Raw genomic sequence first — 25,752 nt, forward strand, 5'->3', positions numbered from 1 at the left:
TTGGGTTTGGTGATGTCGCAACCCATGCGTATCATTGTCGGCAGCCCCATTTAATTTCCGGAGGGCCCATGAGCCTGCAAGATCTGAACACCTTCCCCGGCGTGACCGCACAGCCTGACACCGCCACCCAGAAATTTGTCTTCAACCACACCATGTTGCGGGTCAAGGACATCACCAAGTCCCTGGACTTCTACACGCGCGTTCTCGGCTTCTCGCTGGTGGAGAAACGCGATTTTCCAGAAGCTGAATTCAGCCTGTACTTCCTCGCCCTGGTCGACAAGCGTCAGATTCCGGCCGATGCCGCCGAGCGCACGCAATGGATGAAGTCGATCCCGGGCATTCTGGAACTGACCCATAACCACGGCACCGAGAACGATGCGGACTTCGCCTATCACAACGGCAATACCGACCCGCGCGGATTCGGCCACATCTGCATCTCGGTGCCGGACATCGTGGCTGCGTGCGAACGCTTCGAAGCGCTGGGCTGCGATTTCCAGAAGCGCCTGAACGATGGCCGCATGAAGAGCCTGGCGTTCATCAAGGACCCGGATGGGTATTGGGTCGAAATCATCCAGCCAGCCCCCCTGTAAAAATCTGGCTTGATCGTTCCCACGCTCCGCGTGGTAACGATCAGCAAAAAAAACCCCATGATCATTCATGGGGTTTTGTGTTTTCAGCGCCCGGTTTACGCCGGGGCCGAGGTGCGAATCAAGTGGTCGAATGCGCTAAGGGAAGCCTTGGCGCCCTCGCCCACCGCGATCACGATCTGCTTGTAGGGCACCGTGGTCACATCGCCTGCCGCGAACACACCCGGTATCGATGTCTCGCCACGGGCATCGACGATGATCTCGCCACGCGGCGACAACTCAATGGTGCCCTTGAGCCAATCGGTATTGGGCAACAGACCGATCTGCACAAAGATCCCTTCCAGTTCCACGCTGCGCAATTCGTCGCTCTCGCGATCTTTATAGCGCAAGCCGTTGACCTTCTGCCCGTCGCCCATCACTTCAGTGGTTTGCGCACGGGTGATCACCGTCACGTTCGGCAGGCTGTGCAATTTGCGCTGCAATACCGCATCGGCACGCAGCTGCACATCGAACTCCAGCAGCGTGACATGGGCCACGATACCGGCCAGGTCGATGGCCGCTTCGACGCCTGAGTTACCGCCGCCAATCACCGCCACACGCTTGCCTTTGAACAACGGGCCGTCGCAGTGCGGGCAGTACGCCACGCCCTTGTTGCGATATTCCTGCTCACCGGGCACGTTCATTTCGCGCCAGCGTGCACCCGTGGCCACGATCACCGTCCTGGCTTTGAGTTTCGCGCCGCTGGCGAAGTGGACTTCGTGCAGCTCGCCGTCTTTGCCCGGCAGCAATTTGTCGGCGCGCTGCAGGTTCATGATGTCCACGTCGTACTGCTTGACGTGCTCTTCAAGCGCGACCGCCAGTTTTGGCCCTTCGGTTTCCTGCACGGAGATGAAGTTTTCGATGGCCATGGTATCCAGCACCTGGCCACCAAAACGTTCGGCAGCGACACCGGTGCGAATGCCTTTGCGCGCGGCATAGATGGCCGCCGCAGCACCGGCCGGGCCACCGCCCACCACCAGTACGTCAAAGGCTTCCTTGGCGCTGATCTTCTCGGCCTGGCGCTCGATGCCGCTGGTGTCGATTTTGCCGAGGATTTCTTCCAGGCCCATGCGGCCCTGGCCGAAGTTCACGCCGTTGAGGTAGATGCTCGGTACCGCCATGATCTGGCGCTCATCGACTTCAGCCTGGAACAGCGCGCCGTCGATGGCGACGTGGCGAATATTGGGGTTGAGTACCGCCATCAGGTTCAACGCCTGGACCACGTCCGGGCAGTTCTGGCAGGACAGCGAGAAATACGTCTCGAAGTTGAATTCGCCCTTGAGCGAGCGGATCTGTTCGATCACTTCGACACTGGCCTTGGAAGGGTGGCCGCCGACTTGCAGCAAGGCCAGCACCAGGGAGGTGAATTCATGGCCCATGGGGATGCCAGCGAAACGCAGGCTGATATTCGCGCCGGGGCGGTTGATCGAGAACGATGGCTTGCGTGCATCGTCACCGTTATCGAGCAAGGTGATCTGGCTGGAAAGACTGGCAACGTCTTTCAGCAGTGCGAGCATTTCCTGGGATTTCGCACCGTCGTCGAGGGAGGCAACGATCTCGATCGGCTGGGTGACCCGTTCCAGGTACGATTTCAACTGGGCTTTAAGATTGGCGTCCAACATACGGGCGATTTCCATGCTGTTTGGTGAAGAGACGAAGACATAAAAAAACGCCCGAGCGAATCTCGCCCGGGCGTTTTTATTGGGCGGTGCAGCTTGCTTAGAAGGTGCGGAAGTCCGCCCTGATGAAGCGCGTCACAGACTTAGATCTTGCCAACCAGGTCCAGGGACGGCGCCAGAGTGGCCTCGCCTTCTTTCCACTTGGCTGGGCAAACCTGGCCCGGGTGAGCGGCGACGTATTGGGCAGCCTTGATCTTGCGCAGCAGCTCGCTAGCGTCGCGGCCAACACCGCCGTCGTTGAGTTCAACGATCTTGATCTGGCCTTCAGGGTTGATCACGAAGGTGCCACGGTCAGCCAGGCCAGCTTCTTCGATCAGTACATCGAAGTTGCGGGAGATGGCGTGGGTCGGGTCGCCGATCATGGTGTACTGGATCTTGCCGATGGCTGGCGAAGTGTTGTGCCAGGCAGCGTGGGCGAAATGGGTGTCGGTGGAAACACTGTAGATCTCGACGCCCAGCTTCTGGAACGCCTCGTAGTTGTCAGCGAGGTCTTCCAGCTCGGTTGGGCAGACGAAGGTGAAGTCGGCCGGGTAGAAGAACACCACCGACCACTTGCCTTTAAGGTCAGCGTCCGAGACTTTTACGAAGTCGCCATTTTTGAATGCGTCAGCTTTGAACGGTTTAACTTGGCTGTTGATGATAGGCATCGTTGACTCTCCGTCAGGGGTTAAGAAGTTGATGGAGAGAACTTTACCCACTCGACGGACGGTTGGCTCATTGGCAAACCTCATGCCGCTGATTGGCTTTCGCTATTAGCCGACTGCATTGATAGAAGAAAACCGAATTTACCCCGACAAATGCTAGAATGCGTTTTTCGTGGTACGTACCACACAGCAAAACAGCAGGAGATCTCATGGCCCGTGGCGGCGTGAACAAACAAGTGGTGCAAGCGGCGCGATTGGCGATCCTGGCCCGCGGCGAAAATCCCAGCATCGATGCCGTACGGATCGAAATGGGCAATACCGGCTCGAAAACCACGATCCATCGCTACATGAAGGAGCTCGATGATAGCACCCCGGGGCCAGACGAAGCCCCTTCCGAGCCGATCGACGAAGAGTTGCTGGCGCTGGTAACACGCCTCGCGCAGCGCCTTAAAGAGCAGGCGCAGGAACCCATTGACCAGGCCCGCGAACAGTACGAGCAACAACGCAAGGCGCTGGAAACGCAACTGCAGCAAGCCGAGCAAGCCAATACGCAACTGCAGCAACACTACGAGCTGCAGAGCCTGGCACTGACCCAGGAATCCGAGGCACTGCAAAGCACGCGCACCCTGCTTCAGGGTGAACAAACGCGCAATGCCGGGCAGACTCAGGCACTGGCTGATTTTGAGCTGCGCCTGCAGGACAAAGACGAGCAGATTCGCTCGCTGGAAGAAAAACACCTGCACAGTCGTGATGCCCTGGAGCACTACCGCAACGCGATCAACGAGCAGCGCGAGCAAGAGCAAAGCCGCCACGAAGGCCAGGTACAGCAACTGCAGATGGAGTTGCGCCAAGCCCAACAAAGCGCCTTGGTACGCCAGGACGAAATCACCCAGTTGCACCGCGACAACGAACGCCTGCTGACGGAGAATCGCGGCACACTGCGCGAGCTGAGCCTGCTGCAAGAGCAACTCAAGCAAAGCAACACCCGCCAGGATCAACTGCTCGACCAGGCCACGCGTGTCGACAGCGAGCGCACCCTCCTCCAGGAACGTCTGCGCGTAGCCATGCTGGAAAGCCAGGCGCTCAAGCAGAGCGTCGAGGAACAAGCGCAGGTTAACAAGGCACTGGAAATCGAACTGCAGAAAGCCCGGGCCGACCTCGAAAAAAGCCTACGCCTGGCCGCTGCCAATGCAGCAGCGCCAGACGTCGCCAGGGTCGATTAAGCGCCGACCGGTGTACGCAGGGTGACAAACTCTTCGGCGGCCGTCGGGTGCACACCGATGGTTTCGTCGAAGTGGCGCTTGGTGGCGCCGGCCTTCAAGGCGATAGCCAGGCCCTGGACAATTTCGCCAGCCTCCGGCCCCACCATGTGGCAGCCCAGCACCTTGTCGGTCTGGGCATCCACCACCAGTTTCATCAGCGTGCGCTCCTGACATTCGGTCAGGGTCAGCTTCATCGGCCGGAAGCGGCTTTCGAAGATCTGTACCTCGTGGCCCGCCTCGCGCGCTTCTTCCTCGGTCAGGCCGACCGTGCCGATATTGGGCAGGCTGAACACCGCCGTCGGGATCATCTTGTAATCCACCGGGCGATACTGCTCAGGCTTGAACAAGCGTCGCGCCACCGCCATGCCTTCAGCCAGCGCCACCGGCGTCAGCTGCACCCGGCCGATCACATCGCCCAGGGCCAGGATCGAAGGCTCGGCCGTCTGGTACAGGTCGTCCACCTCGACGAAGCCTTTCTGGTCGAGCTTCACCGCGGTATTTTCCAGCCCGAGATTGTCCAGCATCGGACGTCGACCGGTGGCGTAGAACACGCAATCGGCCTCCAGCTGACGACCATCCTTGAGCGTCACTTTTAAACTGCCATCGGCTTGCTTGTCGATACGCTCGATGTCGGCATTGAATTGCAGGTCCATGCCGCGCTTGGTCAGTTCTTCCTGCAAATGCTTGCGCACGGAACCGTCAAAGCCCCGCAGGAACAGCTCACCGCGATACAGCAAGGTGGTCTGCGCACCCAGGCCGTGGAAGATCCCGGCGAATTCGACGGCAATGTAACCACCGCCCACCACCAGCACACGCTTGGGCAGTTCCTTGAGGAAGAACGCCTGGTTGGAACTGATCGCGTGCTCGTGCCCCGGAATCTCGGGAATCTGCGGCCAGCCACCGGTTGCGATCAGAATGTTTTTAGCCGTGTGGCGCTCGCCATTGATCTCGACCGTATGCGGGTCGACGATCTTGGCGTGGCCTTCGTGCAGCGTTACGCCACTGTTGACCAGCAGGTTGCGGTAAATGCCGTTGAGGCGATTGATCTCGCGATCCTTGTTGGCGATCAGCGTCGCCCAGTCGAACTGCGCCTCGTCCAGGCTCCAGCCAAAACCCGAAGCCTGCTCGAAGTCCTCGGCGAAATGCGCGCCGTACACCAGCAGCTTTTTCGGCACGCAGCCGACGTTTACGCAAGTACCGCCCAGGTAGCGACTCTCGGCCACCGCCACTGTCGCGCCGAAGCCGGCCGCAAACCGGGCCGCCCGCACACCGCCAGAACCGGCGCCAATCACATAAAGGTCAAAATCGTAGGCCATTTTCTATCTCCTCGGCAGGTGACCAGCATACCTGTGGACGGCGGCTGAGCAAGTGTTGTGCAAAGCCTGCGTTCGACCTATGGAAATGAAGATCAAAAGATCGCAGCCTTCGGCAGCTCCTACAGGGGACACGCGCACCTGTAGGAGCTGCCGAAGGCTGCGATCTTTTGATTTGGCTTTTGATCTTCGTGGAGATTCTTATGGCGGCGGGCCCTGTAGGAGCGAGCAGGCTCGCGATGAACGTCAACGATGACGCTGGGCACCAGTCACCCCACGGCGCTCTCAGGCTCATCGCGAGCATGCTCGCTCCTACAGTTTAGATCGGGTACGGCCGTGGAAGATTGGTCGACCGTAAAACCTGGCTACTGGAAACCAAGCGCTTTTTTAGCGCGTACAAAGCAAACGCCCCGATCAAGTCGGGGCGCCTGTTCAAACCTTCATCAGCTTGTGAAGGTCGCTTTCAATACAAGCAGCTCAAGCGCTATCAGTAAGCCTTGCCCGTCTTGTAGAAATTCTCGAAGCAGAAGTTCGTCGCGTCGATATAGCCTTCCGCGCCGCCGCAGTCGAAACGCTTGCCCTTGAACTTGTAGGCCATCACGCAGCCGTTCTGGGCCTGTTTCATCAGGGCGTCGGTGATCTGGATTTCGCCGCCCTTGCCTGGCTCGGTCTGTTCGATCAGGTCGAAGATGTCCGGGGTCAGGATGTAGCGACCGATGATGGCCAGGTTCGACGGCGCATCTTCAGGTTTTGGTTTTTCCACCATGCTGTGCACGCGGTAGATGTCGTCGCGGATCATCTCGCCGGCGATCACGCCGTACTTGTTGGTCTCTTGCGGGTCGACTTCCTGGATGGCCACGATCGAGCAGCGGAACTGCTTGTACAGCTTGACCATCTGGGTCAGTACGCCGTCGCCTTCAAGGTTGACGCACAGGTCGTCCGCCAGCACCACGGCGAAGGGTTCGTCGCCGATCAGCGGACGGCCGGTCAGGATCGCGTGGCCCAGGCCTTTCATTTCGGTCTGGCGGGTGTAGGAGAACGAGCAATTGTCGAGCAGCTTGCGAATGCCGACCAGGTACTTTTCCTTGTCGGTGCCCTTGATCTGGTTTTCCAGCTCGTAGCTGATGTCGAAATGGTCTTCCAGGGCGCGCTTGCCACGACCGGTGACGATGGAGATTTCCGTCAAGCCAGCGTCCAGTGCTTCTTCGACGCCGTACTGGATCAGTGGCTTGTTTACCACCGGCAGCATTTCTTTAGGCATGGCTTTGGTCGCTGGGAGGAAGCGAGTGCCGTAACCGGCTGCTGGAAACAAGCATTTCTTGATCATATAAGTCCTTGAAAGGGCTGTGTGTACGGGTTTCGGCGCAGTCTAATCAGGCGGCGTACACCTTACAATGCCCCGCACTGGCTAACCGATGCCATCATAGAGAAATATTCTCGCCGTTAGTTCCGCAGCGAGCACCGCGAATGGACCGACAGCCTGTTATTGATAGCAGAGTCCGCCAGGTTTGCACGCCAAGTCAACCCATGGCCAAGTGCACCAACCCGCGCCCAGCGGCACCCGAACGGTGCATTTGGCGGTATCATGGCGCCCTTGAACCAGCCAACGAGGCAAATAGATGTCAGAAGCAAAAAGCGTCAACGGGTACTTGATCAACAAGGCCAAAGACGGCCAGTGGTGGGTAGCCGGCGTTGGCGGTGAGAATATTGCCGGACCTTTCCCGTCCGAAGCCATGGCGATCGAAGTGGCATCGGTGTTGCAACTGGAACACCCGGCACCAAAACGACGGGGCAAGGACAAGAATTGATCCAGGCCTGACGCCCTGTCCTTGTGCAGGGCTTCTTTTGCAAATATCCGCAAGAAGTGGCCTTTGGCTATAACCTTTTGCCCACCGCGCTGTCACAGGCTTTGCCCCCTCATCCTGACGACGACAACGACATGACCAAATTTTTGCCGCTGATTGCGGTCCTGGCCCTCAGTGGCTGCGCCACCTCCGAAACCACTTACCTGAACAATGGCGAACAAGGCCTGGCCATTGACTGCTCCGGCGAGGCCAATTCCTGGGCGACCTGCTACGAAAAGGCCGATGCGTCTTGCGCTGGCACCGGCTACCGGATCGTTGGCACTGACGGCTCACCCGCCCCCAAGGAAAGCGACAAGACCCTTGGCGTCGACGTTGGCAACTACAAGAATCGTAGCGTCGTGGTGGTCTGCAAATAGGGCATCGGGCCCTACATGTGGATTTCGGCGAACTTGATCCCCAGGCCGCGTACGGTCTCGATCAGTTCGTCGAGACTGCTGAAGGACTCGACTTCGTCGCTTTCGTCTACCAGGAAAAAACTGCGCCCGGCGCTTTTCTTGAAAAAAACGATCCACTCCCCCGGATTCGCCGGGTTCTGAATCACATGGGTGGCGCAGATTTGGCCCTCTGCATGCCGCTCCCGTACCCGCTCTCGCTTCATATTCGACTCCAGAAATGACAATGCCGGCAAAGGCGCGCTTTGACGGCATTGGTGCTGACGGTCGACAGTCTATCAGCCGGAAATGCACGCCGTGGCGGCATCGCGTACATCGAAGGGACGTATCGGCACATTGGAGATGCGCTCGTGCAGCTTGATGCTGCTGCCACCAGAGCGCTGTTCGATATCAAACACCGCGGCCGGCCCCGAGGAAAGCTTCTGCGGCACGATCACCCGCACCCCGTCTTTCTGCGTCTCGACCTGCAAGGCGCCACGGCTGTCGGCGAGTTTTTCGCTCAGGCATTGGGCGTACTCAAGGGGCTTCTTGCCGGAAATCACATTCATCGTCGGCAGCGTCTGGTTGATGTCCGAGACACTTGCACAACCACCGATTGCCAGGACCCACGGCAAGCCAAACATGCCCCACTTCATATGAAATCTCCAATAAAGACCCTCGGACAGCACAAATACGGGTTTTCTCCGGGCTTGACTGCTTTTTTCTTCCCAGGCACGCGATATATGCATTTTTATTGTCCACCCGGGCCCGGAGAGCCGGATAATAACGCCCCGGGGCTGATAAACTGCGCCAATCGACCATGCTATCGTTTTGATTTTGTAGAAAAAGCCCTTCTGGAGGCGCCTCATGAAATTTATCCACCAGCGCGAGCACCTCAACGAGGACGACATCGTCGTCATTCAATGCTCGCAAACGTGCAACATTCGCTTGATGAACGACGCCAACTTCCGCAGCTTCAAGAATGGCGGTCGTCACACCTATCACGGCGGCGCGTTCGACACCTTCCCGGCCCGCATCACGGCGCCGAGCACCGGGTTCTGGAACATCACCATCGATACGGTCAACCGCCGCCCGATCAGTGTGACGCGCAAGCCGACCCTGACGCATTCGATCAAGATCATCCGCCGCTCCAGTTCGAAACTGAGCTGAGCAGCGCCTTAATACACAGACTGACAGGTATGACCGTGGCCCAGACGACCAAATACGTCATCAAGTACAAACTCAATGGCGAACGCCGCTTCGAATTTGCCCAGCTGGAAAACGGCACGGTAGAAGAAGCCAAAGCCGCGCTGGACGGGCTTCATGGCCAGGGCGAAGACGTCATCAGCGACATCAGCGTCAGCAAAGCGCTGTAACAACGCCTGGAGCGACAATATGGACGTCCGCTCCCTGGCGACATTCGACCGCAAGTGTCGGAGTGTCTGCATTCGTCATACCCCTTAGTCTCGCCACCTCGATAACCTGAGGGCCTGGCAATGAGCGAGCAATACCTGGACAAGCTGGACTGGCCCCTGCTGGAACAGCAACTCGATGCGGACGGCTGCGCGGTCATTGCATCGCTGTTGAGCCCCAGGGCCTGTGATCAGATCAGCGCCTTGTACGGCCAATCCGAACACTTTCGCTCGCATGTGATCATGGCCCGGCACGGTTTCGGTCGTGGCGAATACAAGTATTTCGACTACCCCTTGCCGCCGCTGGTGGCCCGCCTGCGCAGCGCGCTCTACCCGCGACTGGTGCCGATAGCCAATCGCTGGCATGAGCAGATGGATTTGCCGAGCCGTTTTCCCGAGAGCCTTCCGGCCTTCCTCGAACGTTGTCACGCCGCTGGCCAACAGCGTCCGACACCCTTGCTGCTGCAATACGGACCACAGGACTACAACTGCTTGCATCAGGATGTGTATGGCGAGCATGTCTTCCCGCTCCAGGTGGCGATTCTTCTGTCGACGCCTGGGGAGGATTTCACCGGCGGTGAGTTCGTGCTGACCGAGCAGCGGCCGCGCATGCAGTCGCGCCCGCAGGTCATCGGTCTGAAAAAAGGCGACGGCCTGATCTTCGCGGTCAACCAGCGCCCGGTCAAAGGCGTGCGCGGTTACTATCGGGTCACCCTGCGCCACGGCGTCAGTCGCCTGCACAGTGGAAAACGGCATACTCTTGGGATCATCTTTCACGACGCATCATGAGCACCATGAAACCGACCACCCTGGACTTGTTTGCCGATGTAGAGCCCGAGCAGGATCGCCGACGCGAGCAGATCGGCGAACAGTCCTACGTCCTCAGGGGCTTTGCCCTGCCCTGGCTTGCGCGCTTGTTACCGGCACTGGAGACCGTGTTGGCGGCCGCACCGTTCCGGCAAATGGTCACCCCTGGCGGCTTCACCATGTCGGTGGCCCTGAGCAGTTGCGGGACCTGGGGCTGGACCACCGACCGCAGTGGTTATCGCTACACCCGCGAGGATCCCCGGACCGGCCTGCCTTGGCCCCCCATGCCCGAGGTGTTTTTGCAATTGGCGCAGGCGGCGGCACGGGAAGCAGGATTTGCCGATTTCGTGCCGGACTCCTGCCTGATCAATCGCTATGTGCCCGGGGCGAAAATGTCCTTGCATCAGGACAAGGACGAAAAATCCTACGCTGCACCCATCGTTTCAGTATCGCTGGGGCTACCCGCAATGTTTCTGTTCGGCGGCTTCGCGCGCAGCGACAAAAGCCAACGGGTGCCGTTGCTGCATGGCGACATCGTGGTCTGGGGCGGCGTGGATCGCTTGCGTTATCACGGTGTGCTGCCGATCAAGGATGGCTACCATCCACGCTTGGGCAAGCAGCGGATCAACTTCACGTTTCGTACCGCGCGGTGAGACCGTGGAGTTTGACCGCAAGCGCCGGAGTGTGGGCCTACGGGCCGCTGGTTAATCTGCGGCAAACGGGTCAACGGATGTAAAGCCATGACAAGCCAATCGACAACGAGCAGCACCGAAAACGATCCACGCTGGGCCGCGGTGGTCGCCCGCGATCCACAGGCGGACGGGCAGTTTGTCTATGCGGTGAAAACCACCGGGATCTACTGCAACCCCAGCAGCCTCTCGCGCTTGCCGAAACCGCAGAACGTCGAGTTCTTCGACAGCGCCGAACTTGCCCAGGCCGCCGGTTATCGCCCAAGCAAGCGCGCGGCCAAGGACCAAAGCGCGCTCGCCGCGCAACATGCCGCCACCGTGGCCGCCGCGTGTCGCCAGATCGAAACCGCCGAGGCGCTGCCCGCGCTGAACGAGCTGGCGCAAGCGGCAGGACTGAGCAGCTTTCATTTCCATCGGGTGTTCAAGTCCGTTACCGGCCTGACGCCCAAAGGCTACGCCGCGGCCCATCGTTCGCGCCGAATGCGCGAACGGCTGGCGGATGGCCGCTCGGTCACCGATGCGTTGTACGACGCCGGGTTCAACTCGAACAGCCGTTTCTATGAAGCGGCGGATCAGGTGCTGGGGATGAAACCTACTGATTACCGTGCCGCGGGGCAAAACAATGACATTCGTTTTGCGGTTGGCCAGTGTTCCCTCGGCGCGATCCTGGTGGCGCAAAGCGCGCGTGGGGTCTGCGCGATTCTCCTCGGCGACGATCCGCAGCAACTGGTTTGCGACCTGCAGGACAAATTTCGCCGCGCCACACTGATCGGTGCCGATCAGGCCTTCGAACAGTTGATCGCCAGGGTCGTGGGTTTCATAGAAGCCCCGGCCCTGGGGCTGGACTTGCCACTGGATGTGCGCGGCACCGCATTTCAGGAACGGGTCTGGCAAGCCCTGCGAGACATCCCCGTTGGCAGCACCGCCAGCTACGCCGACATCGCCCAACGCATCGGCAACCCCAAAGCAGTGCGCGCAGTGGCGCAAGCTTGCGGCGCGAACAGCCTGGCAGTCGCGATCCCCTGTCACCGCGTGGTACGCAGCGATGGCAACCTGTCGGGGTATCGTTGGGGCGTGGAGCGTAAGCGGCAATTGCTCGAACGGGAAAAGCCCCTATAGGAGCGAGCAGGCTCCGGGCGGCGTTCCGACGATGGTCGTCAACGATAACGCTGGGCACCTGACACCACACGGCGCTCTCAGGTTTTTCGCGAGCATGCTCGCTCCTACAGTCGATCAGCGATTCACATCCACCACCACTCGCCCGCGCAGCTGTCCGGCCAGCAGGCGCGGGGCGGCTTCGATCGCTTCGCTCAAAGCGATTTCATGGCTGATCAACGGCAACAAGTTAAAGTCCAGATCCTTGGCCAATCGACTCCAGGCCTCTACACGCCTGGCTTTGGGCTGGGTCACGCTGTTAATCCCGGCCAGCGTCACGCCGCGCAGGATAAAGGGCGCGACGCTGGCCGGAAAGTCCATGCCCTGGGCCAGTCCACAAGCGGCGACGGTGCCTTCGGAGCGGGTACTGGCACAGGCGTTGGCCAGGGTGTGACTACCCACCGAGTCGATGACCGCAGCCCAACGTTCCTTGGCCAGCGGCTTGCCGGGCTCGGATAAGGTGGCGCGATCGATGATTTCACTGGCGCCCAGTTGCTTGAGGTATTCGTGTTCCGACAGGCGACCAGTGGAAGCGACGACCCGATAGCCAAGCTTGCTCAGCAATGCGATGGCGAAACTGCCCACGCCGCCGTTGGCCCCGGTGACCAGAACCTCGCCTTGGTCGGGCGTCACACCGTTGCGCTCCAGCGCCATGATGCACAGCATCGCCGTGTAGCCTGCCGTGCCGATGGCCATGGCCTGGGCTTCAGTGAAGGCCTCGGGCAACGCAATCAGCCATTCGCCCTTGAGACGCGCCTTTTGCGCCAGGCCACCCCAATGCCCTTCGCCCACGCCCCAGCCATTGAGCAGGACTTTGTCACCCGCCTTGTAGTCCGGATGCGTGCTGACCTCGACAGTCCCCGCCAGGTCGATCCCCGGCACCATCGGGAATTTGCGCACCACCGGGCTGCTGCCGGTGATCGCCAGGCCATCCTTGAAATTCAGCGTGCTGTACGCCACACGCACCGTCACATCGCCCTCGGGCAGCTGGTCTTCATTGATCTGTTGCAGTGTGGCCCGGTACCCGCTTTCGTCTTTGTCGATCAAAATACCTTGGAACATTGCTGCCTCCTGGTGGGTTCACCTGTTGTGGTGTGATTTAAATACCACTTCGCAAAATATTACCGTATTGGACTTTAAGCCAATTCGCCTGCGGCAGACATGACTGGCATAACCGCAGGCATTGCTGTTACAAATCGAGCCCTGCCCGGTTCCAACGTCGGAGTACAACTGAAATGAGTCAATGGCCAGATACGCGCATTCTTGACCTGCTCGGGATCGAGCTGCCGATTATCCAGGCCCCCATGGCCGGCGCCACCACCGCTGCCATGGTCATTGCGGCGAGCAACGCCGGCGGCCTCGGCTCGATGCCTGCCGCCATGCTGAGCGTCGAGCAATTGCGTGACGAGCTCAAGGGCATTCGCCAACACTGCCAGCGCCCGATCAACGTCAACTTCTTCTGCCATCAACCGCCAGCGGTCGACGAGCAACGCGCCCAGGACTGGAAAAACCTGCTGCAGCCCTATTACCGCGAATTGGGTGTCGACTTCGATGCACCGACACCGGTGTCCAATCGCGCGCCGTTCGACCAGGTTGCCTGCGAAGTGGTCGAACAATTGCGCCCCGAAGTCGTGAGTTTCCACTTTGGCCTGCCGGAAAAATCCCTGCTGGATCGAGTCAAGGCCACCGGGGCAAAGGTACTGTCCTCGGCCACCACCGTCGAAGAAGCCATCTGGCTCGAGCAGCAGGGTTGCGACGCGATCATCGCCATGGGTCTTGAGGCGGGCGGGCATCGGGGTATGTTTCTCAGTGATGACCTGAGCAGCCAGGTCGGTACCTTCGCCCTGGTGCCCCAAGTGGTCGATGCCGTGAAAGTACCGGTGATTGCCGCTGGCGGCATTGCCGATGCGCGGGGTGTGGCGGCGGCGTTCATGCTGGGGGCTTCGGCGGTGCAAGTGGGCACGGCGTACCTCTTCACGCCAGAGGCCAAGGTCAGTGCCGCGCATCACCAGGCCTTGCGGACCGCCAGGGAACGCGAGACCGCGGTCACCAACATTTTCACCGGTCGCCCGGCACGGGGGATACTCAATCGGGTAATGCGCGAGCTCGGGCCGATGAGCGACCAGGCGCCGCGTTTTCCCCTCGCAGGCGGTGCATTGCTGCCGTTGCGTGCCAAAGCCGAGGCAGACTTCAGCAACCTCTGGGCCGGACAGGCGTTCACCCTGGGGGTTGAGTCGGGTACCGCCGAATTGACCCGACGCCTGGCCGAGGAAGGGTTGGCGAAGTTGCTTCAGCGCTGACCGTGGTGGCGGGCAACACGGTTAGCGCTGCAACACATTCCGTTTACCGGAATTTCGCTATATATTCCGATATATAGCGATTCACCCATCTTGCAGTACTTGCCTGTGACGGAGCCGTTTCATGACCATTCGTGCCTCACGTTTTGCCCCCACTTGCCTGGCGTGCCTGCTCGCCGTGTTCGCCTTCGGCTGCGCTCAGGCAGACGAAGTCCAGGTTGCTGTCGCTGCCAACTTCACCGCGCCGATCCAGGCCATTGCCGCTGACTTCGAGAAGGACACCGGGCACAAACTGGTCACGGCTTTCGGTGCCACCGGCCAGTTCTATACCCAGATCAAGAATGGCGCGCCGTTCGAGGTGTTCCTCTCGGCAGACGACACCACCGCGCAAAAACTTGAAGCCGAAGGCGACACCGTCAAGGGCTCGCGCTTCACCTACGCCGTCGGCACGCTGGCGCTGTGGTCGGCCAAGGCAGGCTACGTCGATGCCAAAGGCAACGTTCTGAGCGATAACACCTATCAGCATCTGTCCATCGCCAACCCGAAAGCCGCGCCTTACGGCCTGGCGGCGACCCAGGTGCTGGCCAAAAAAGGCCTGGCCGACAAGGTCAAGGACAAGCTCGTCGAAGGCCAGAACATCACCCAGGCCTACCAGTTCGTGTCCACCGGCAATGCCGAACTCGGCTTCGTTGCCTTGTCGCAGATCTACAAGGACGGCAAGATCACCAGCGGCTCGGCGTGGATCGTCCCGGCCGACCTGCATGACCCGATCAAGCAAGACGCAGTCATCCTCAACAAGGGCAAGGATAATCCGGCCGCCAAGGCACTGGTCGAGTACCTCAAGGGGCCAAAAGCCGCTGCCATCATCAAGTCCTACGGTTACCAGATCTAAATGTCGCTATCGAGTGCCGATTTTTCCGCCATCTGGCTGACCCTGAAACTGGCGTCCCTGACGACCGTCATCCTGTTGCTGGTCGGTACTCCACTGGCGTTATGGCTCTCGCGCACACAATCCTGGCTGCGCGGCCCGGTCGCGGCGATCGTCGCCCTGCCCCTGGTGCTGCCGCCCACGGTGATCGGTTTCTATCTGTTGCTGGCGCTCGGCCCCCACGGGTTTGTCGGCCAGTTAACCCAATCCCTGGGACTTGGCACCCTCACCTTCAGTTTTGCAGGGTTGGTGATCGGCTCGGTGCTGTATTCGATGCCGTTCGTGGTCCAGCCGCTGCAAAACGCTTTTTCCGCCATTGGCACCCGTCCGCTGGAAGTGGCCGCCACCCTGCGCGCCGGTCCCTGGGACACATTTTTCAGCGTCACCCTGCCCCTGGCCAGGCCCGGTTTCATCACCGCGGCCATCCTCGGCTTTGCCCACACCGTCGGCGAATTCGGCGTGGTGCTGATGATCGGCGGCAACATCCCCGACAAGACCCGAGTGGTCTCGGTGCAGATCTACGATCACGTCGAAGCCATGGAATATGCCCAGGCCCATTGGCTGGCCGGGGTCATGCTGGTGTTCTCATTTGCAGTGTTGCTGGCGCTGTACTCCAGCCGTAAAACCAAAACAGGCTGGAGCTGATCGATGATACAAATGCGGCTGAAACTGAGCTATCCGGGGTTCACCCTCGATGTCGACCTGCAGTTGCCCGGCCGCGGGGTGACGGCGCTGTTCGGACACTCCGGGTCTGGCAAGACCACCTGCCTGCGCTGCATCGCCGGGCTGGAACGCGCCGACGAGGGATTTATCCAAGTCAACGATGAAGTGTGGCAAGACAGCGCCAAGGGGGTTTTCGTCCCCCCGCACAAGCGCGCACTGGGTTACGTGTTTCAGGAAGCCAGCCTGTTCCCTCATCTATCGGTGCTGGCCAACCTGCAATTTGGCCTCAAGCGCATTCCCAAGCCTCAGCGCCGGGTCGACATGGCACACGCGACCGAACTGCTGGGTATCAGTCATCTGCTCGACCGCCATCCGCAGCACCTTTCCGGCGGCGAACGGCAGCGTGTCGGCATGGCGCGCGCCCTGCTCACCAGCCCGACACTGCTGTTGATGGACGAACCGCTGGCAGCACTGGACGCGCAACGCAAAAGCGAGATCCTGCCTTACCTGCAACGGCTGCACGATGAACTGGACATCCCGGTGCTCTATGTCAGTCACTCCCAGGATGAAGTTGCACAACTGGCCGATCACCTGGTCCTGCTCAGCGACGGCAAGGCGCTGGCCAGCGGCCCCATCGGCCAGACCCTCGCACGCCTCGACCTGCCGCTGGCGCTGGGTGACGACGCCGGCGTAGTGATCCAAGGGCATGTCGCCGCCTATGACGCCGACTACCAGTTGTTGACGCTGCAACTGCCCGATACGGACCTGAACATTCGCGTGACTCACACGCCGATGGCGATGGGCCAGGCGTTACGTTGCAAGGTCCAGGCGCGGGATGTCAGCCTCAGCCTGCTCGGCGATTACCAAAGCAGCATCCTCAATCGCCTGCCCGTGACGGTGGTCAGCGAAATGCCCGCCGACAACAACGCCCATGTGCTGGTGCGCCTGGACGCCGAGGGCAGCCCTTTGCTTGCACGTATCACCCGCTATTCCCGGGACCACCTGCACCTGCATCCGGGCCAACGTCTCTGGGCGCAAATCAAGGCCGTGGCCGTGCTGGCGTAACGCCGTGGGCACGACTGGCGCGGCGCGGGGTCAATGGCTGTAACGGCCCCTCGATCCCTCGCCCAGGACAATCGCCATGCCCGATGCACTGCCCCGTGACCTGCATTACGTCGATGACACCCAGCCCGGCATCACCCGCCGCAAACTGCGCGGCAAATTCTGCTATTTCGACCCCACTGGCCAGCGCATCGTCGACCCGCAAGAAATACAGCGCATCAACGCACTGGCGGTCCCCCCAGCCTACACCGACGTGTGGATCTGCAGCGACCCGCGCGGGCACCTGCAGGCCACCGGTCGCGACGCCCGCGGGCGCAAGCAGTACCGCTATCACCCGCGCTGGCGCGAGGTGCGCGACAGCGACAAATACTCGCGGCTGAGGGATTTCGGCCTGGCCCTGCCCAAGCTGCGCAAACAACTGGAAACCTTGCTGGAGGCGCCGGGTTTGAGTCGCGACAAGGTCATGGCCACCGTCATCACCTTGCTCGACGCAACGCTGATCCGTGTCGGCAATACCCAGTACGCACGAGACAACCGCTCCTACGGCCTGACTACCCTGCGCAACCGCCATGTCGAGGTCAACGGCAGTGCGATCCAGTTCCAGTTTCGCGGCAAGAGTGGCGTCGAGCACCAGATCACCGTGAAGGACCGGCGCCTGGCGCGGATCATCAAGCGTTGCCAGGACATTCCCGGGCAAAACCTTTTTCAATACCTCGATGAAAACGGCGAGCGACACACGATCACTTCCGCCGACGTCAACGCCTACCTGCAAACCCTGACCGGCGCCGACTTCACCGCCAAGGACTACCGCACCTGGGCCGGCAGCGCCCTGGCCCTGGCGGTTCTGCGCGAGCTCGAGTGGCAACCCGAGTCCCAGGCGAAACAGCACGTGGTGGCGATGGTCAAGGACGTCGCCAGGCAGTTGGGCAATACTCCGGCGGTGTGCCGCAAGTGCTACATCCACCCGGCGGTACTCGAGGGTTTCCTGCTCGGCGCCTTGGCGCAACTGCCAAAGCCGAGGGTTCGTAAAGGCCTGCGGGCGGAGGAAGTCGCACTGGCGATGCTGCTGGAGAAAATGGCGTCCGAGGCGACGAACTGACCTGCCTATTTTTTGCACGATTGCAAATGGCTTCTATAGTTGATCTGTACGCCAATCAGCTGCGGTGAAGCCATGGAAGACATTTTCGTCGTCAAGCGCTGCAACAAGATCATCATTCATGGACGCCGGGCTGGAGAAACCACGCATCAACCCGCTGAAGCCGCCGTCTGGTACCGCATCGCCGATACCCGCACCAACGGTTTCATCGGTGACGGCTACGATCATGAATACGATGCCCAGCGGGTATGCCGACAGCTCAACGCCCGGTCACAAGTGATGGTCCGGCAAGGCTGACGAGCATTCGCGGGTCTATACTGACAAAGTGCTGAAGGATCAGCGCCCATCGGTACAAAGCTCGCTTGCGGCGGGCTTTTTACTGCCAATCTTCAGGTTCTTAAACGGAGGTGTTTCCCATGTCCGAAAAAGAGTCCATCACCACCCTGCTCACCCTGCTCGACTCCCGTCAGGTTCGCCTGGCTGCCGCGTGCAAGGAAATCGCCGACTGGGTCGATCATCAAGGCGGACACCCGACTGCGCTCAGAATCCGTGATCGTCTGAACGACATCGAAAAGGATACACCCCTGATCCGCAATACACTGTCGTCGCTCAAGCCAGTCGACCCACCGCTGCCACGGTTCAGATGATCCTGATCTGGATACCGATGCGCAGGCAGGACCTGACGCAGGACGCATGATCGGCGACGCTACGTCACCGCGCGTGCGTGTGAGTGCCTGCCTGATTCCTGTCCTCCAACCCAGCCAGGTGCTGGGATTTTTTTTGCGCCTTTCAACCGCGAACATCACTAGAACAGGGTTGTCTAACGATTACTTCGTTACGAAGGAGACGTTCTGATGGTCACCCACTTCAAAGTCAGCGGGCACCTCGCCTGCGGTCACAAGGGCAGCAACCTCACCTCCACCCGGGAACTGAATCGGGTGAAATGCAGAAGCTGTCGCAACACCGACGCTTACAAAGAGGCGCGCAAAACCGAGCGCAACGCTGCACGCCGCGCCGCACGCAAGGCAAAAATCGCTCACGTGGTCAATGACTGGCGCCAGGCCTGGACCGAGCGGCTGACCGCCATGGCAGGACTGCAACGGCTGCCACGGGGCTTTCATGGGCAAGGCTTTGTCTAGAGGCACGAGGATCGGGTCGATCTGATCGGCCCGTTCCTGATCATCGATGCATCCCCCCCGGGTCTTTCGCAGCGACGTCCGACGCACCGCTGCAGCAGGTGCCCTAACCCGTCCGATGTGAGGCATTGGCGACAATGGCCTTCCTCGGCTAGGGTCATTTTGCGTATAGAACCAAGGCGTCTTGATTGGCAGAAATCACCCCAAGGAGGAAGCGATGTCATCCACTCGTAATGCCGAACAAACCTATCGCCAGTGGTCCAGCCCGATCCTGCTTGAACTCAAGGAGCGGGAACACCAAATGTCCCCGTCAGACCGCGAGGCGCTGCAAAACATCTTGCTGGAAAGAAGGCTGATCGACGTCGGCAACCCGAACGGCAACGATCGGCGCAAAGCGGATTTGAACACTGAGGATAAACAGCAATAACGAGCGGCCTGACACCCGACCAGTCTTTTGCGGATACCCCCAATCCCCTGTAGGAGCGAGCATGCTCGCGATGGACGTTAACGATAACGCGCCCTGTCTGGATGAATACGTTGTCAGGACCTTCTTCGCAAGCAGGCTCGCTCCTACAGGCTCACTCGCTATATGAATAAATTGAAACCACAAATCGCCGTTACCGCAGGAATGGATACTCGGACAGTTCCACCAGCAGCTTGCGCAGCTTGTCGACCTTGAACTTGCTCTCGAGCTTTGACTGCAGGTCAGACAGCTCAGGGCTGGCGGTTACCAGGTCAAGGTTGGCGTAAGGCGTGCCGGTAATGTTCAAGCGAATCTTCCTGCCATTACAGTTTTACGACATTGGCGGCACAAGGCCCGGATTAGAGCGATGGAGTGGAGACCTTCATGACCTGTTCAATAAATAACATCGATGGTCGAAGTGCAAATAATCGACGAACGACATCTAATCCACGAGCCACGACCACGCGGGGCGCGAATTGTCGAACTAATCTTGCACGACTGCCTTGAGCAGTGAATGGAAATGTCATCGCGTTGTTTGATGGCTACCTTGAACTGTCCAGGCTAAACGTTGGGGGTTACTAACGATCATGCTTGTTGTTTTGCGCTCGATGCTTGAGCGGCCCGCAACGAGTATCGGACTTGAGAAAGGAAACCTTATGAACGAGTTCGCGCACCGCCCCAGGTTTTACCTCGCCTGTTCATTGTTGATGGCAATCAACTTTGCCCAAGCTGCCCAAACCGAAAAACCCAATATCCTGTTCATCGTCTCCGACGACACCGGCTACGGTGACCTTGGCCCCTATGGCGGCGGCGTAGGTCGAGGGATGCCAACGCCGAGCATCGACCGGCTCGCCGCAGAGGGCACCACCTTCTACTCCTTCTATGCCCAACCAAGCTGCACCCCAGGCCGCGCCGCGATGCAGACCGGGCGCATCCCCAATCGCAGCGGCATGACCACGGTGGCGTTCCAGGGCCAGGGCGGCGGTTTGCCGGCGGCTGAATGGACATTGGCATCGGTGCTGAAAACCGGCGGCTATGAGACTTACTTCACCGGCAAGTGGCACCTGGGCGAGGCCGATTACGCACTGCCCAATGCCCAGGGCTACGACGTGATGAAGTACGTTGGCCTCTATCATCTCAACGCCTACACCTATGCCGACCCTACCTGGTTCCCGGACATGGATGAAGAAACCCGTGCCATGTTCGCCAAGGTGACCCAGGGCGCGTTGTCGGGCAAGGCCGGGGAAAAAGCCGTTGAAGAGTTCAAGATCAACGGCCAGTACGTCGACACCCCGGTAGTGGATGGCAAGCCCGGTGTCGTGGGCATTCCGTTCTTCGACAACTATGTGGAAAAGGCGGCGCTGGAGTTTCTCGACACCGCGGCCAAATCCGGCAAGCCGTTCTTTATCAACGTCAACTTCATGAAGGTTCACCAGCCCAACCTGCCAGCGCCGGAGTTCGTCCACAAGTCGATCTCCAAGACCAAGTACGCCGACTCCGTGGTTGAGCTCGATACCCACATTGGCCGCATCCTCGACAAGCTCAAGGCGCTGGGCCTGGATAAGAACACCCTGGTGGTCTACACCACCGACAACGGCGCCTGGCAGGACGTTTATCCGGACGCTGGCTACACGCCCTTCCGTGGCACCAAAGGCACCGTGCGTGAAGGGGGCAACCGGGTGCCGGCGATCATGTCCTGGCCCGGCAAGATCAAGCCGGACGCAAAAAACCACGACATCATCGGCGGACTGGACCTGATGGCGACGTTCGCCTCGGTTGCCGGGATCAAGCTGCCGGACAAGGATCGCGAAGGAAAACCGATCATGTTCGACAGCTATGACATGACCCCTGTGTTGCTCGGCACCGGCCCTGATCCGCGCAAGGAGTGGTTCTACTTCACCGAGAACGAACTCTCCCCGGGCGCTGCCCGTGTCGGCAATTACAAGGCGGTGTTCAACCTGCGTGGCGACAACGGCGCCGTGACCGGTGGCCTGGCCGTCGACAGCAACCAAGGCTGGAAAGGCCCGTCCAAGTATGTAGCGACCGTACCGCAGGTGTTCGACTTGCTGCAGGATCCGCAGGAACGCTATGACATTTTCATGAACAACTACACCGAGCGCACCTGGACAATGGTGCCTATCAGCATGGCAATCACCCAGCTGATGAAAACCTACGTTCAGTACCCTCCTCGCAAACTGCAAAGCATGAGCTATGACGGCCCGATCGAACTGTCCAAGTACCAGAAGTTCCAATCGGTACGCGAAGATCTGGAGAAAGAAGGCATCACTATTCCAATGCCCAACTAGCGCAAGCAGCCAGCGCCTGCGCTTGATCGGCGCGGCGCTGGCCTTCGACGGCGGATTCAACCCGCGGATGTTCGTTGAGAATCGCTGGCAGCGAGGTAGTTTTTGTCACTCTGAGCATTCATTACCAGGTTTCCCGAGGCAATCTCCCGCGCACGAGATACCCCCCATGCCAGTGCCGTGGTCATCGTATCGTGGGGCAAATAGTCGTGGGCCTCTTCAAATAAGGGCGAGCCGTTTTTGTCGTAGACACCGATGAATAGCTGCGTTCTACCCTTTCTGGAAACTCTTGTTTGAACATCAATGAGAGTGCCATCATTTTGCAATTCATCGTGGGATCGACAATGCAACTCGCAGTCCGCCCAGAGCCAATACGTGGAACCTCTGCGCATCATCTTCGTGGCCTCCCTCTTTGTTGAATTTCGATGAAAACCAACGCAATACGAAATATTTAGTACGACAAATCTACAGCGTCAACTTCCTGAAACCTGCCACTTGTCGGACGAATTCCTCCACGAAACTCATTGCCCCAACTATATATTTGCAATATCACTGTCGCTGCGCATTGAGCTTTCCTCTATGAATTAACCGCCTGTCGTGGCAATCAATCCAATGACTTTACGGTCAGGTCGAAAAACTTGACGGCAGGTCTTTGCCATAAACGTTGATGACTTAGAGATTGCGGCAATGAAAATCGCCCAAATAGCCCCGCTGTATGAATCCGTGCCCCCTTATCTCTATGGAGGAACCGAAAGAGTTGTAGCTCATCTAACGGATGCTTTAGTCGGACTGGGACATGACGTCACCCTTTTCGCCGCCGAGGGATCGCGCACTTGTGCAAACTTGGTTGCAGCCCGGGATCAAGCGTTACGGCTCGACAGTAGTCCGTTGAAGTCCGAGTTGGCGAGTCACTTGAGTTTGCTGTATGAGTTGCGACATCGAGCAGCAGCGTTCGATGTGCTGCACTTTCATATAGACCTGTTGCATTTTCCATTTTTCGAAGACATGGCGCATAAGGTCTTGACCACTATTCATGGTCGCCTTGATATCAAGGATCTGGAGGGAGCCTATTCTCGATGGTCTCACTATCCCTTGGTTTCAATCTCGCAACATCAGCGCCAGCCATTACCGAACGCCAATTGGATCGACACCGTTTATCACGGTTTACCGCAGTCCAGTCTGACGTTCCATTCAAGACCGGGTGACTACCTCGCCTTCCTGGGGCGTATTTCTCCGGAAAAGCGTCCCGACCGGGCTATCCGCATTGCGCGCGCTACCGGGTTGCCCTTGAAGATCGCCGCCAAGGTCGACGCCGCCGATCGCGAATACTTCGAACGGCAGATACGCCCTTTATTGGCACAACCAGGCATCGAATTCATCGGCGAGATTGGCGATGCCGACAAATCCGCATTCCTGGGCAACGCCCGGGCGCTGCTCTTTCCCATTGATTGGCCCGAACCCTTCGGCCTGGTGATGATCGAGGCCATGGCCTGCGGTACGCCGGTCATCGCCTGGCGCTGCGGTTCTGTCCCCGAAGTGGTTGATCATGGTGTAACCGGCTTCATAATCAATAGCGAACAGGAGGCAGTGCTCGCTGCCCGTCAGGTACTTGAACTTGATCGACAAGTGATACGTGACGTATTCGTCAGACGTTTTTCAGCCAAGGTGATGGCGCAACGTTATGTTGACCTCTACCGGACACTCACCAACAGGTCTGATTACGTAGTGCCGGACATAGCCCATGAATACCTCGTCCAGCAGTCCTGAACAGCCGCAACCAAAACCCGGTGCGAATGAACCCGTTGCGCATACCTTGTATGTGCTGGTCGATCACAATACGTACCTGGTGGCTAATGCATTCGGTGATATCGACGGGGGTGCCGTGGGCATGTTCTACCACGACACGCGTTTGTTATCTGAATATCAATTGACCGTGGCGGGTCGGCGTCCGTCGCTGCTCTCGGCGGCGGTCAGCCGCGACAACGTGTACTTCCGTTCACATTTGACCAACCACCCGCTACCGGTACTGGGAGAAGAGGACACACCGCAAGGCGTCATCCATATCGAGCGCAAGCGCTTTCTTTGGGAAGAGCGAATGTTCGAGCGCATCTGCTTTTTCAACTACAGCGAGCAACCTGGCAAACTACCGATCGAACTGCGGTTCCGTGGAGACTTCCTCGACATGTTCGAAGTTCGTGGTCAAAAACGGCCACTGCGTGGCACGCTGACCAAGCCTGAAGTGCTCGAACAAGGCGTGATGCTTCATTACCAGGGACTGGACCATCAGCGACGCTGCATGGCGATCAGTTTTTCCCGATTGCCAGAACACATCAGCGGCGACAGTGCGAGTTTCCACATCGATATCGGCGCTCACGAGCGCCGCGAGCTGTATGTTGAAGTAGGCTCCAGCATTGTCAGTCCTGGCCGCACGCGTTACCGGTCCGCCGCCGCGCAAGCTTGCCGAGCCATGCGCAGGAAAGAGCAGCGAGGTGCACGTATCAAGGCTTCCGGCCGGCTGTTCCAGGGTTGGATAAACAAATCCCGGGCTGACCTAGCCTTATTGACTGCCGATCTTCCCTCCGGCCCCTACCCCTATGCCGGCGTTCCTTGGTACTCCACACCTTTTGGCCGCGATGCGATTATCACAGCCTATCAATCACTCTGGCTCAACCCGTGCCTTGCCCGAGGTGTGCTCGCCTACCTGGCTGCTCATCAGGCCACGGAGATTTCGACCTTCAGCGATGCTGAGCCGGGCAAAATCATGCATGAGACGCGACAGGGTGAAATGTCGAAACTCAACGAATTACCCTTTGCCCGTTATTACGGAGGCGTCGATACGACCCCCTTGTTCGTGATGCTGGCCGGCGCTTATGCAAAACGCACCAACGATCGGGCGTTCATTGAAGCGCTTTGGCCGGCACTGGAACTGGCCACGCTCTGGATGGAGACCAATGCCTCGAGGAATGCCGAAGGCTTCATCAGCTACCAGCGAGGGGAAGTCACCGGCTTGGCCAATCAAGGCTGGAAAGACAGTCATGACGCCATTTTTCATCGCGATGGCCGCACCCCGGTTGGGCCCATCGCATTGATAGAAGTGCAAGGCTACGCCTGGCGCGCATTCTTGAGCATGAGCACCTTGGCCAGGCAACGAGGCAATGAGCAAGCTGGGGTTCGATGGCAAGGCATCGCAGAAAACCTGCGCCGGGCGGTTGAAAAATGCTTCTGGATGGAGGATCAGCAATTTTACGCACTGGCGCTCGATGGCAATGGCCAGCGTTGCGAGGTGAAAGCCTCGAACGCAGGTCACCTGCTGTTCACGGGATTACCCATGCCTGAACGGGGAAAAACGGTTGCCCGGCAATTTCTGACCAACATCTTCAATAACGGCTGGGGCGTTCGAACACTTGAAACCGGGGCCGTGCGGTTCAACCCCATGTCTTATCACAACGGTTCGGTTTGGCCGCATGACGTTGCCCTGTGCGCAGCAGGTATGGCCCGATATGGCGAGTATACGGGCGTCGTTCGTGTCCTCAGCGGGATGTTCGAAGCCGCGACGTTTTTCGGGATGCGGTTACCCGAACTGTTCTGCGGGTTCAAGCGTGGTCCGGGTGAGGCACCGGTTGCCTATCCAGTCGCCTGTTTGCCTCAAGCCTGGGCAGCAGGCTCCATTTTCATGCTCTTGCAGGCATGCCTGGGGATCAGCATTGATGCCGCTGACTGTCGAGTGGTCATCAGGCAACCTCGACTGCCCATTGGTATTGACCGTCTGGAAGTGCGGACACTCCAGATCAATGAACACAGCGTCGATCTTGGCTTTCAACGAATTGGCGACCGCGTTGCGGTTTACATAGAACGACAAGATGGTCCAAGCTTGATTCGACTCGACGTTAAATTGTAAATCGCTGTCATCCGCCGATATCCACGCCAGGGACCGGAATCGCGGTTTACCCTGGGCAGCTGTAGGCAGAGCTTGCCCCGGAG

28 protein-coding genes and 1 pseudogene are annotated in these 25,752 nt (G+C 59.2%); 21 read left to right on the forward strand and 8 right to left on the reverse strand.

The window, feature by feature from the left end:
• The first annotated feature begins 68 nt into the window (after positions 1-68).
• Positions 69-590 carry a lactoylglutathione lyase gene (gene gloA / locus AC3WWR_RS07340; protein WP_020797214.1) on the forward strand — a complete coding sequence of 174 codons (522 nt, stop codon included), beginning with the start codon at positions 69-71 and terminating at the stop codon, positions 588-590.
• A 95-nt stretch (positions 591-685) separates the two neighbouring features.
• Here the strand turns inward: gloA and ahpF are convergent, their stop codons facing one another.
• Both ahpF and ahpC read right to left on the reverse strand, forming a co-directional pair.
• On the reverse strand, positions 686-2,248 hold the full coding sequence (gene ahpF, locus AC3WWR_RS07345) for an alkyl hydroperoxide reductase subunit F (RefSeq protein ID WP_492598584.1): 1,563 nt from the start codon (positions 2,246-2,248) through the stop codon (positions 686-688).
• 140 nt (positions 2,249-2,388) lie between these two features.
• Positions 2,389-2,952 carry an alkyl hydroperoxide reductase subunit C gene (gene ahpC, locus AC3WWR_RS07350; RefSeq protein ID WP_110747742.1) on the reverse strand — a complete coding sequence of 188 codons (564 nt, stop codon included), beginning with the start codon at positions 2,950-2,952 and terminating at the stop codon, positions 2,389-2,391.
• Between the two features lie 206 nt (positions 2,953-3,158).
• Here ahpC and AC3WWR_RS07355 point away from each other — a divergent pair, with 206 nt between their 5' ends.
• The gene (locus AC3WWR_RS07355) at positions 3,159-4,172 is read left to right on the forward strand and encodes a DNA-binding protein (protein ID WP_020797216.1); all 1,014 of its coding nucleotides are present in this window, start codon (positions 3,159-3,161) and stop codon (positions 4,170-4,172) included.
• On the opposite strand, the gene gorA is transcribed toward AC3WWR_RS07355, so the two are convergent.
• Both gorA and galU read right to left on the reverse strand, forming a co-directional pair.
• Positions 4,169-5,527: a glutathione-disulfide reductase gene (gene gorA, locus AC3WWR_RS07360; protein WP_083349195.1), complete on the reverse strand. Its 1,359-nt coding sequence runs from the start codon at positions 5,525-5,527 to the stop codon at positions 4,169-4,171. The genes AC3WWR_RS07355 and gorA overlap by 4 nt on opposite strands.
• 484 nt (positions 5,528-6,011) lie before the next feature.
• Positions 6,012-6,851, reverse strand: a complete 840-nt coding sequence (gene galU / locus AC3WWR_RS07365) for a UTP--glucose-1-phosphate uridylyltransferase GalU (protein ID WP_008065368.1) — start codon at positions 6,849-6,851, stop codon at positions 6,012-6,014.
• Positions 6,852-7,143: 292 nt separating this feature from the next.
• Between galU and AC3WWR_RS07370 the strand changes: the two genes are divergently transcribed.
• Entirely contained in the window at positions 7,144-7,332 is a 189-nt protein-coding gene (locus AC3WWR_RS07370) for a hypothetical protein (protein ID WP_110747774.1), read from the forward strand.
• A 131-nt stretch (positions 7,333-7,463) separates the two neighbouring features.
• On the forward strand, positions 7,464-7,745 hold the full coding sequence (locus AC3WWR_RS07375) for a lipoprotein (protein ID WP_033040807.1): 282 nt from the start codon (positions 7,464-7,466) through the stop codon (positions 7,743-7,745).
• Between the two features lie 11 nt (positions 7,746-7,756).
• On the opposite strand, the gene AC3WWR_RS07380 is transcribed toward AC3WWR_RS07375, so the two are convergent.
• Positions 7,757-7,987: a hypothetical protein gene (locus AC3WWR_RS07380; RefSeq protein ID WP_020797221.1), complete on the reverse strand. Its 231-nt coding sequence runs from the start codon at positions 7,985-7,987 to the stop codon at positions 7,757-7,759.
• Positions 7,988-8,059: 72 nt separating this feature from the next.
• Positions 8,060-8,416, reverse strand: a complete 357-nt coding sequence (locus AC3WWR_RS07385) for a hypothetical protein (protein WP_020797222.1) — start codon at positions 8,414-8,416, stop codon at positions 8,060-8,062.
• Positions 8,417-8,627: 211 nt separating this feature from the next.
• Here AC3WWR_RS07385 and AC3WWR_RS07390 point away from each other — a divergent pair, with 211 nt between their 5' ends.
• The 5 genes from AC3WWR_RS07390 (at position 8,628) to ada (ending at position 11,787) form a co-directional block, all read left to right on the forward strand.
• On the forward strand, positions 8,628-8,930 hold the full coding sequence (locus AC3WWR_RS07390; RefSeq protein ID WP_008065357.1) for a DUF1883 domain-containing protein: 303 nt from the start codon (positions 8,628-8,630) through the stop codon (positions 8,928-8,930).
• Positions 8,931-8,959: 29 nt separating this feature from the next.
• Positions 8,960-9,136 (forward strand): RNA-binding protein, encoded by a 177-nt coding sequence (locus AC3WWR_RS07395; RefSeq protein ID WP_492598585.1) that lies wholly within the window; start codon positions 8,960-8,962, stop codon positions 9,134-9,136.
• 120 nt (positions 9,137-9,256) lie between these two features.
• A complete protein-coding gene (locus tag AC3WWR_RS07400) occupies positions 9,257-9,961 on the forward strand; it encodes a 2OG-Fe(II) oxygenase (RefSeq protein WP_020797224.1) in 705 nt (234 codons plus the stop codon).
• Positions 9,962-9,966: 5 nt separating this feature from the next.
• Positions 9,967-10,632, forward strand: coding sequence for a DNA oxidative demethylase AlkB (gene alkB / locus AC3WWR_RS07405; RefSeq protein ID WP_492598615.1), 666 nt, complete (start codon positions 9,967-9,969; stop codon positions 10,630-10,632).
• Positions 10,633-10,719: 87 nt separating this feature from the next.
• The gene (gene ada, locus AC3WWR_RS07410) at positions 10,720-11,787 is read left to right on the forward strand and encodes a bifunctional DNA-binding transcriptional regulator/O6-methylguanine-DNA methyltransferase Ada (RefSeq protein ID WP_492598586.1); all 1,068 of its coding nucleotides are present in this window, start codon (positions 10,720-10,722) and stop codon (positions 11,785-11,787) included.
• Positions 11,788-11,901: 114 nt separating this feature from the next.
• Here the strand turns inward: ada and acuI are convergent, their stop codons facing one another.
• Positions 11,902-12,885 carry an acrylyl-CoA reductase (NADPH) gene (acuI, locus tag AC3WWR_RS07415; protein WP_033042223.1) on the reverse strand — a complete coding sequence of 328 codons (984 nt, stop codon included), beginning with the start codon at positions 12,883-12,885 and terminating at the stop codon, positions 11,902-11,904.
• A 173-nt stretch (positions 12,886-13,058) separates the two neighbouring features.
• Here acuI and AC3WWR_RS07420 point away from each other — a divergent pair, with 173 nt between their 5' ends.
• The 9 genes from AC3WWR_RS07420 to AC3WWR_RS07460 all read left to right on the forward strand — a co-directional run bounded on the left by AC3WWR_RS07420 (position 13,059) and on the right by AC3WWR_RS07460 (position 19,432).
• On the forward strand, positions 13,059-14,123 hold the full coding sequence (locus tag AC3WWR_RS07420) for an NAD(P)H-dependent flavin oxidoreductase (RefSeq protein ID WP_033042225.1): 1,065 nt from the start codon (positions 13,059-13,061) through the stop codon (positions 14,121-14,123).
• Positions 14,124-14,244: 121 nt separating this feature from the next.
• A complete protein-coding gene (modA, locus tag AC3WWR_RS07425) occupies positions 14,245-15,012 on the forward strand; it encodes a molybdate ABC transporter substrate-binding protein (RefSeq protein WP_033042226.1) in 768 nt (255 codons plus the stop codon).
• A complete protein-coding gene (modB, locus tag AC3WWR_RS07430; RefSeq protein WP_033042228.1) occupies positions 15,013-15,693 on the forward strand; it encodes a molybdate ABC transporter permease subunit in 681 nt (226 codons plus the stop codon).
• Between the two features lie 3 nt (positions 15,694-15,696).
• Complete coding sequence (gene modC, locus AC3WWR_RS07435) at positions 15,697-16,776, forward strand: molybdenum ABC transporter ATP-binding protein (protein ID WP_492598587.1); 1,080 nt, start codon at positions 15,697-15,699, stop codon at positions 16,774-16,776.
• A 76-nt stretch (positions 16,777-16,852) separates the two neighbouring features.
• On the forward strand, positions 16,853-17,872 hold the full coding sequence (locus AC3WWR_RS07440) for a DNA topoisomerase IB (RefSeq protein ID WP_033042232.1): 1,020 nt from the start codon (positions 16,853-16,855) through the stop codon (positions 17,870-17,872).
• A gap of 72 nt (positions 17,873-17,944) precedes the next feature.
• Positions 17,945-18,166 carry a hypothetical protein gene (locus AC3WWR_RS07445; RefSeq protein ID WP_020797233.1) on the forward strand — a complete coding sequence of 74 codons (222 nt, stop codon included), beginning with the start codon at positions 17,945-17,947 and terminating at the stop codon, positions 18,164-18,166.
• A gap of 119 nt (positions 18,167-18,285) precedes the next feature.
• Positions 18,286-18,516: a hypothetical protein gene (locus AC3WWR_RS07450; protein WP_008055683.1), complete on the forward strand. Its 231-nt coding sequence runs from the start codon at positions 18,286-18,288 to the stop codon at positions 18,514-18,516.
• A 207-nt stretch (positions 18,517-18,723) separates the two neighbouring features.
• The gene (locus tag AC3WWR_RS07455) at positions 18,724-19,008 is read left to right on the forward strand and encodes a hypothetical protein (protein WP_020797234.1); all 285 of its coding nucleotides are present in this window, start codon (positions 18,724-18,726) and stop codon (positions 19,006-19,008) included.
• A 214-nt stretch (positions 19,009-19,222) separates the two neighbouring features.
• Positions 19,223-19,432, forward strand: coding sequence for a hypothetical protein (locus AC3WWR_RS07460; RefSeq protein WP_033042238.1), 210 nt, complete (start codon positions 19,223-19,225; stop codon positions 19,430-19,432).
• A gap of 208 nt (positions 19,433-19,640) precedes the next feature.
• Here AC3WWR_RS07460 and AC3WWR_RS07465 read toward each other — a convergent pair.
• Positions 19,641-19,790: pseudogene (locus tag AC3WWR_RS07465) on the reverse strand (ParA family protein); the annotation flags it as partial.
• Between the two features lie 385 nt (positions 19,791-20,175).
• On the opposite strand from AC3WWR_RS07465, the gene AC3WWR_RS07470 reads away from it, so the two are divergent.
• The 3 genes from AC3WWR_RS07470 to AC3WWR_RS07480 all read left to right on the forward strand — a co-directional run bounded on the left by AC3WWR_RS07470 (position 20,176) and on the right by AC3WWR_RS07480 (position 25,669).
• Positions 20,176-21,774 carry an arylsulfatase gene (locus AC3WWR_RS07470; RefSeq protein ID WP_492598616.1) on the forward strand — a complete coding sequence of 533 codons (1,599 nt, stop codon included), beginning with the start codon at positions 20,176-20,178 and terminating at the stop codon, positions 21,772-21,774.
• Between the two features lie 684 nt (positions 21,775-22,458).
• Entirely contained in the window at positions 22,459-23,538 is a 1,080-nt protein-coding gene (locus AC3WWR_RS07475; RefSeq protein WP_083349206.1) for a glycosyltransferase family 4 protein, read from the forward strand.
• The gene (locus tag AC3WWR_RS07480; RefSeq protein WP_492598588.1) at positions 23,513-25,669 is read left to right on the forward strand and encodes an amylo-alpha-1,6-glucosidase; all 2,157 of its coding nucleotides are present in this window, start codon (positions 23,513-23,515) and stop codon (positions 25,667-25,669) included. The genes AC3WWR_RS07475 and AC3WWR_RS07480 overlap by 26 nt, the downstream gene beginning before the upstream one ends.
• The last annotated feature ends 83 nt before the right edge of the window (positions 25,670-25,752 follow it).

Source organism: Pseudomonas sp. EB271-G4-1 (assembly GCF_058791355.1).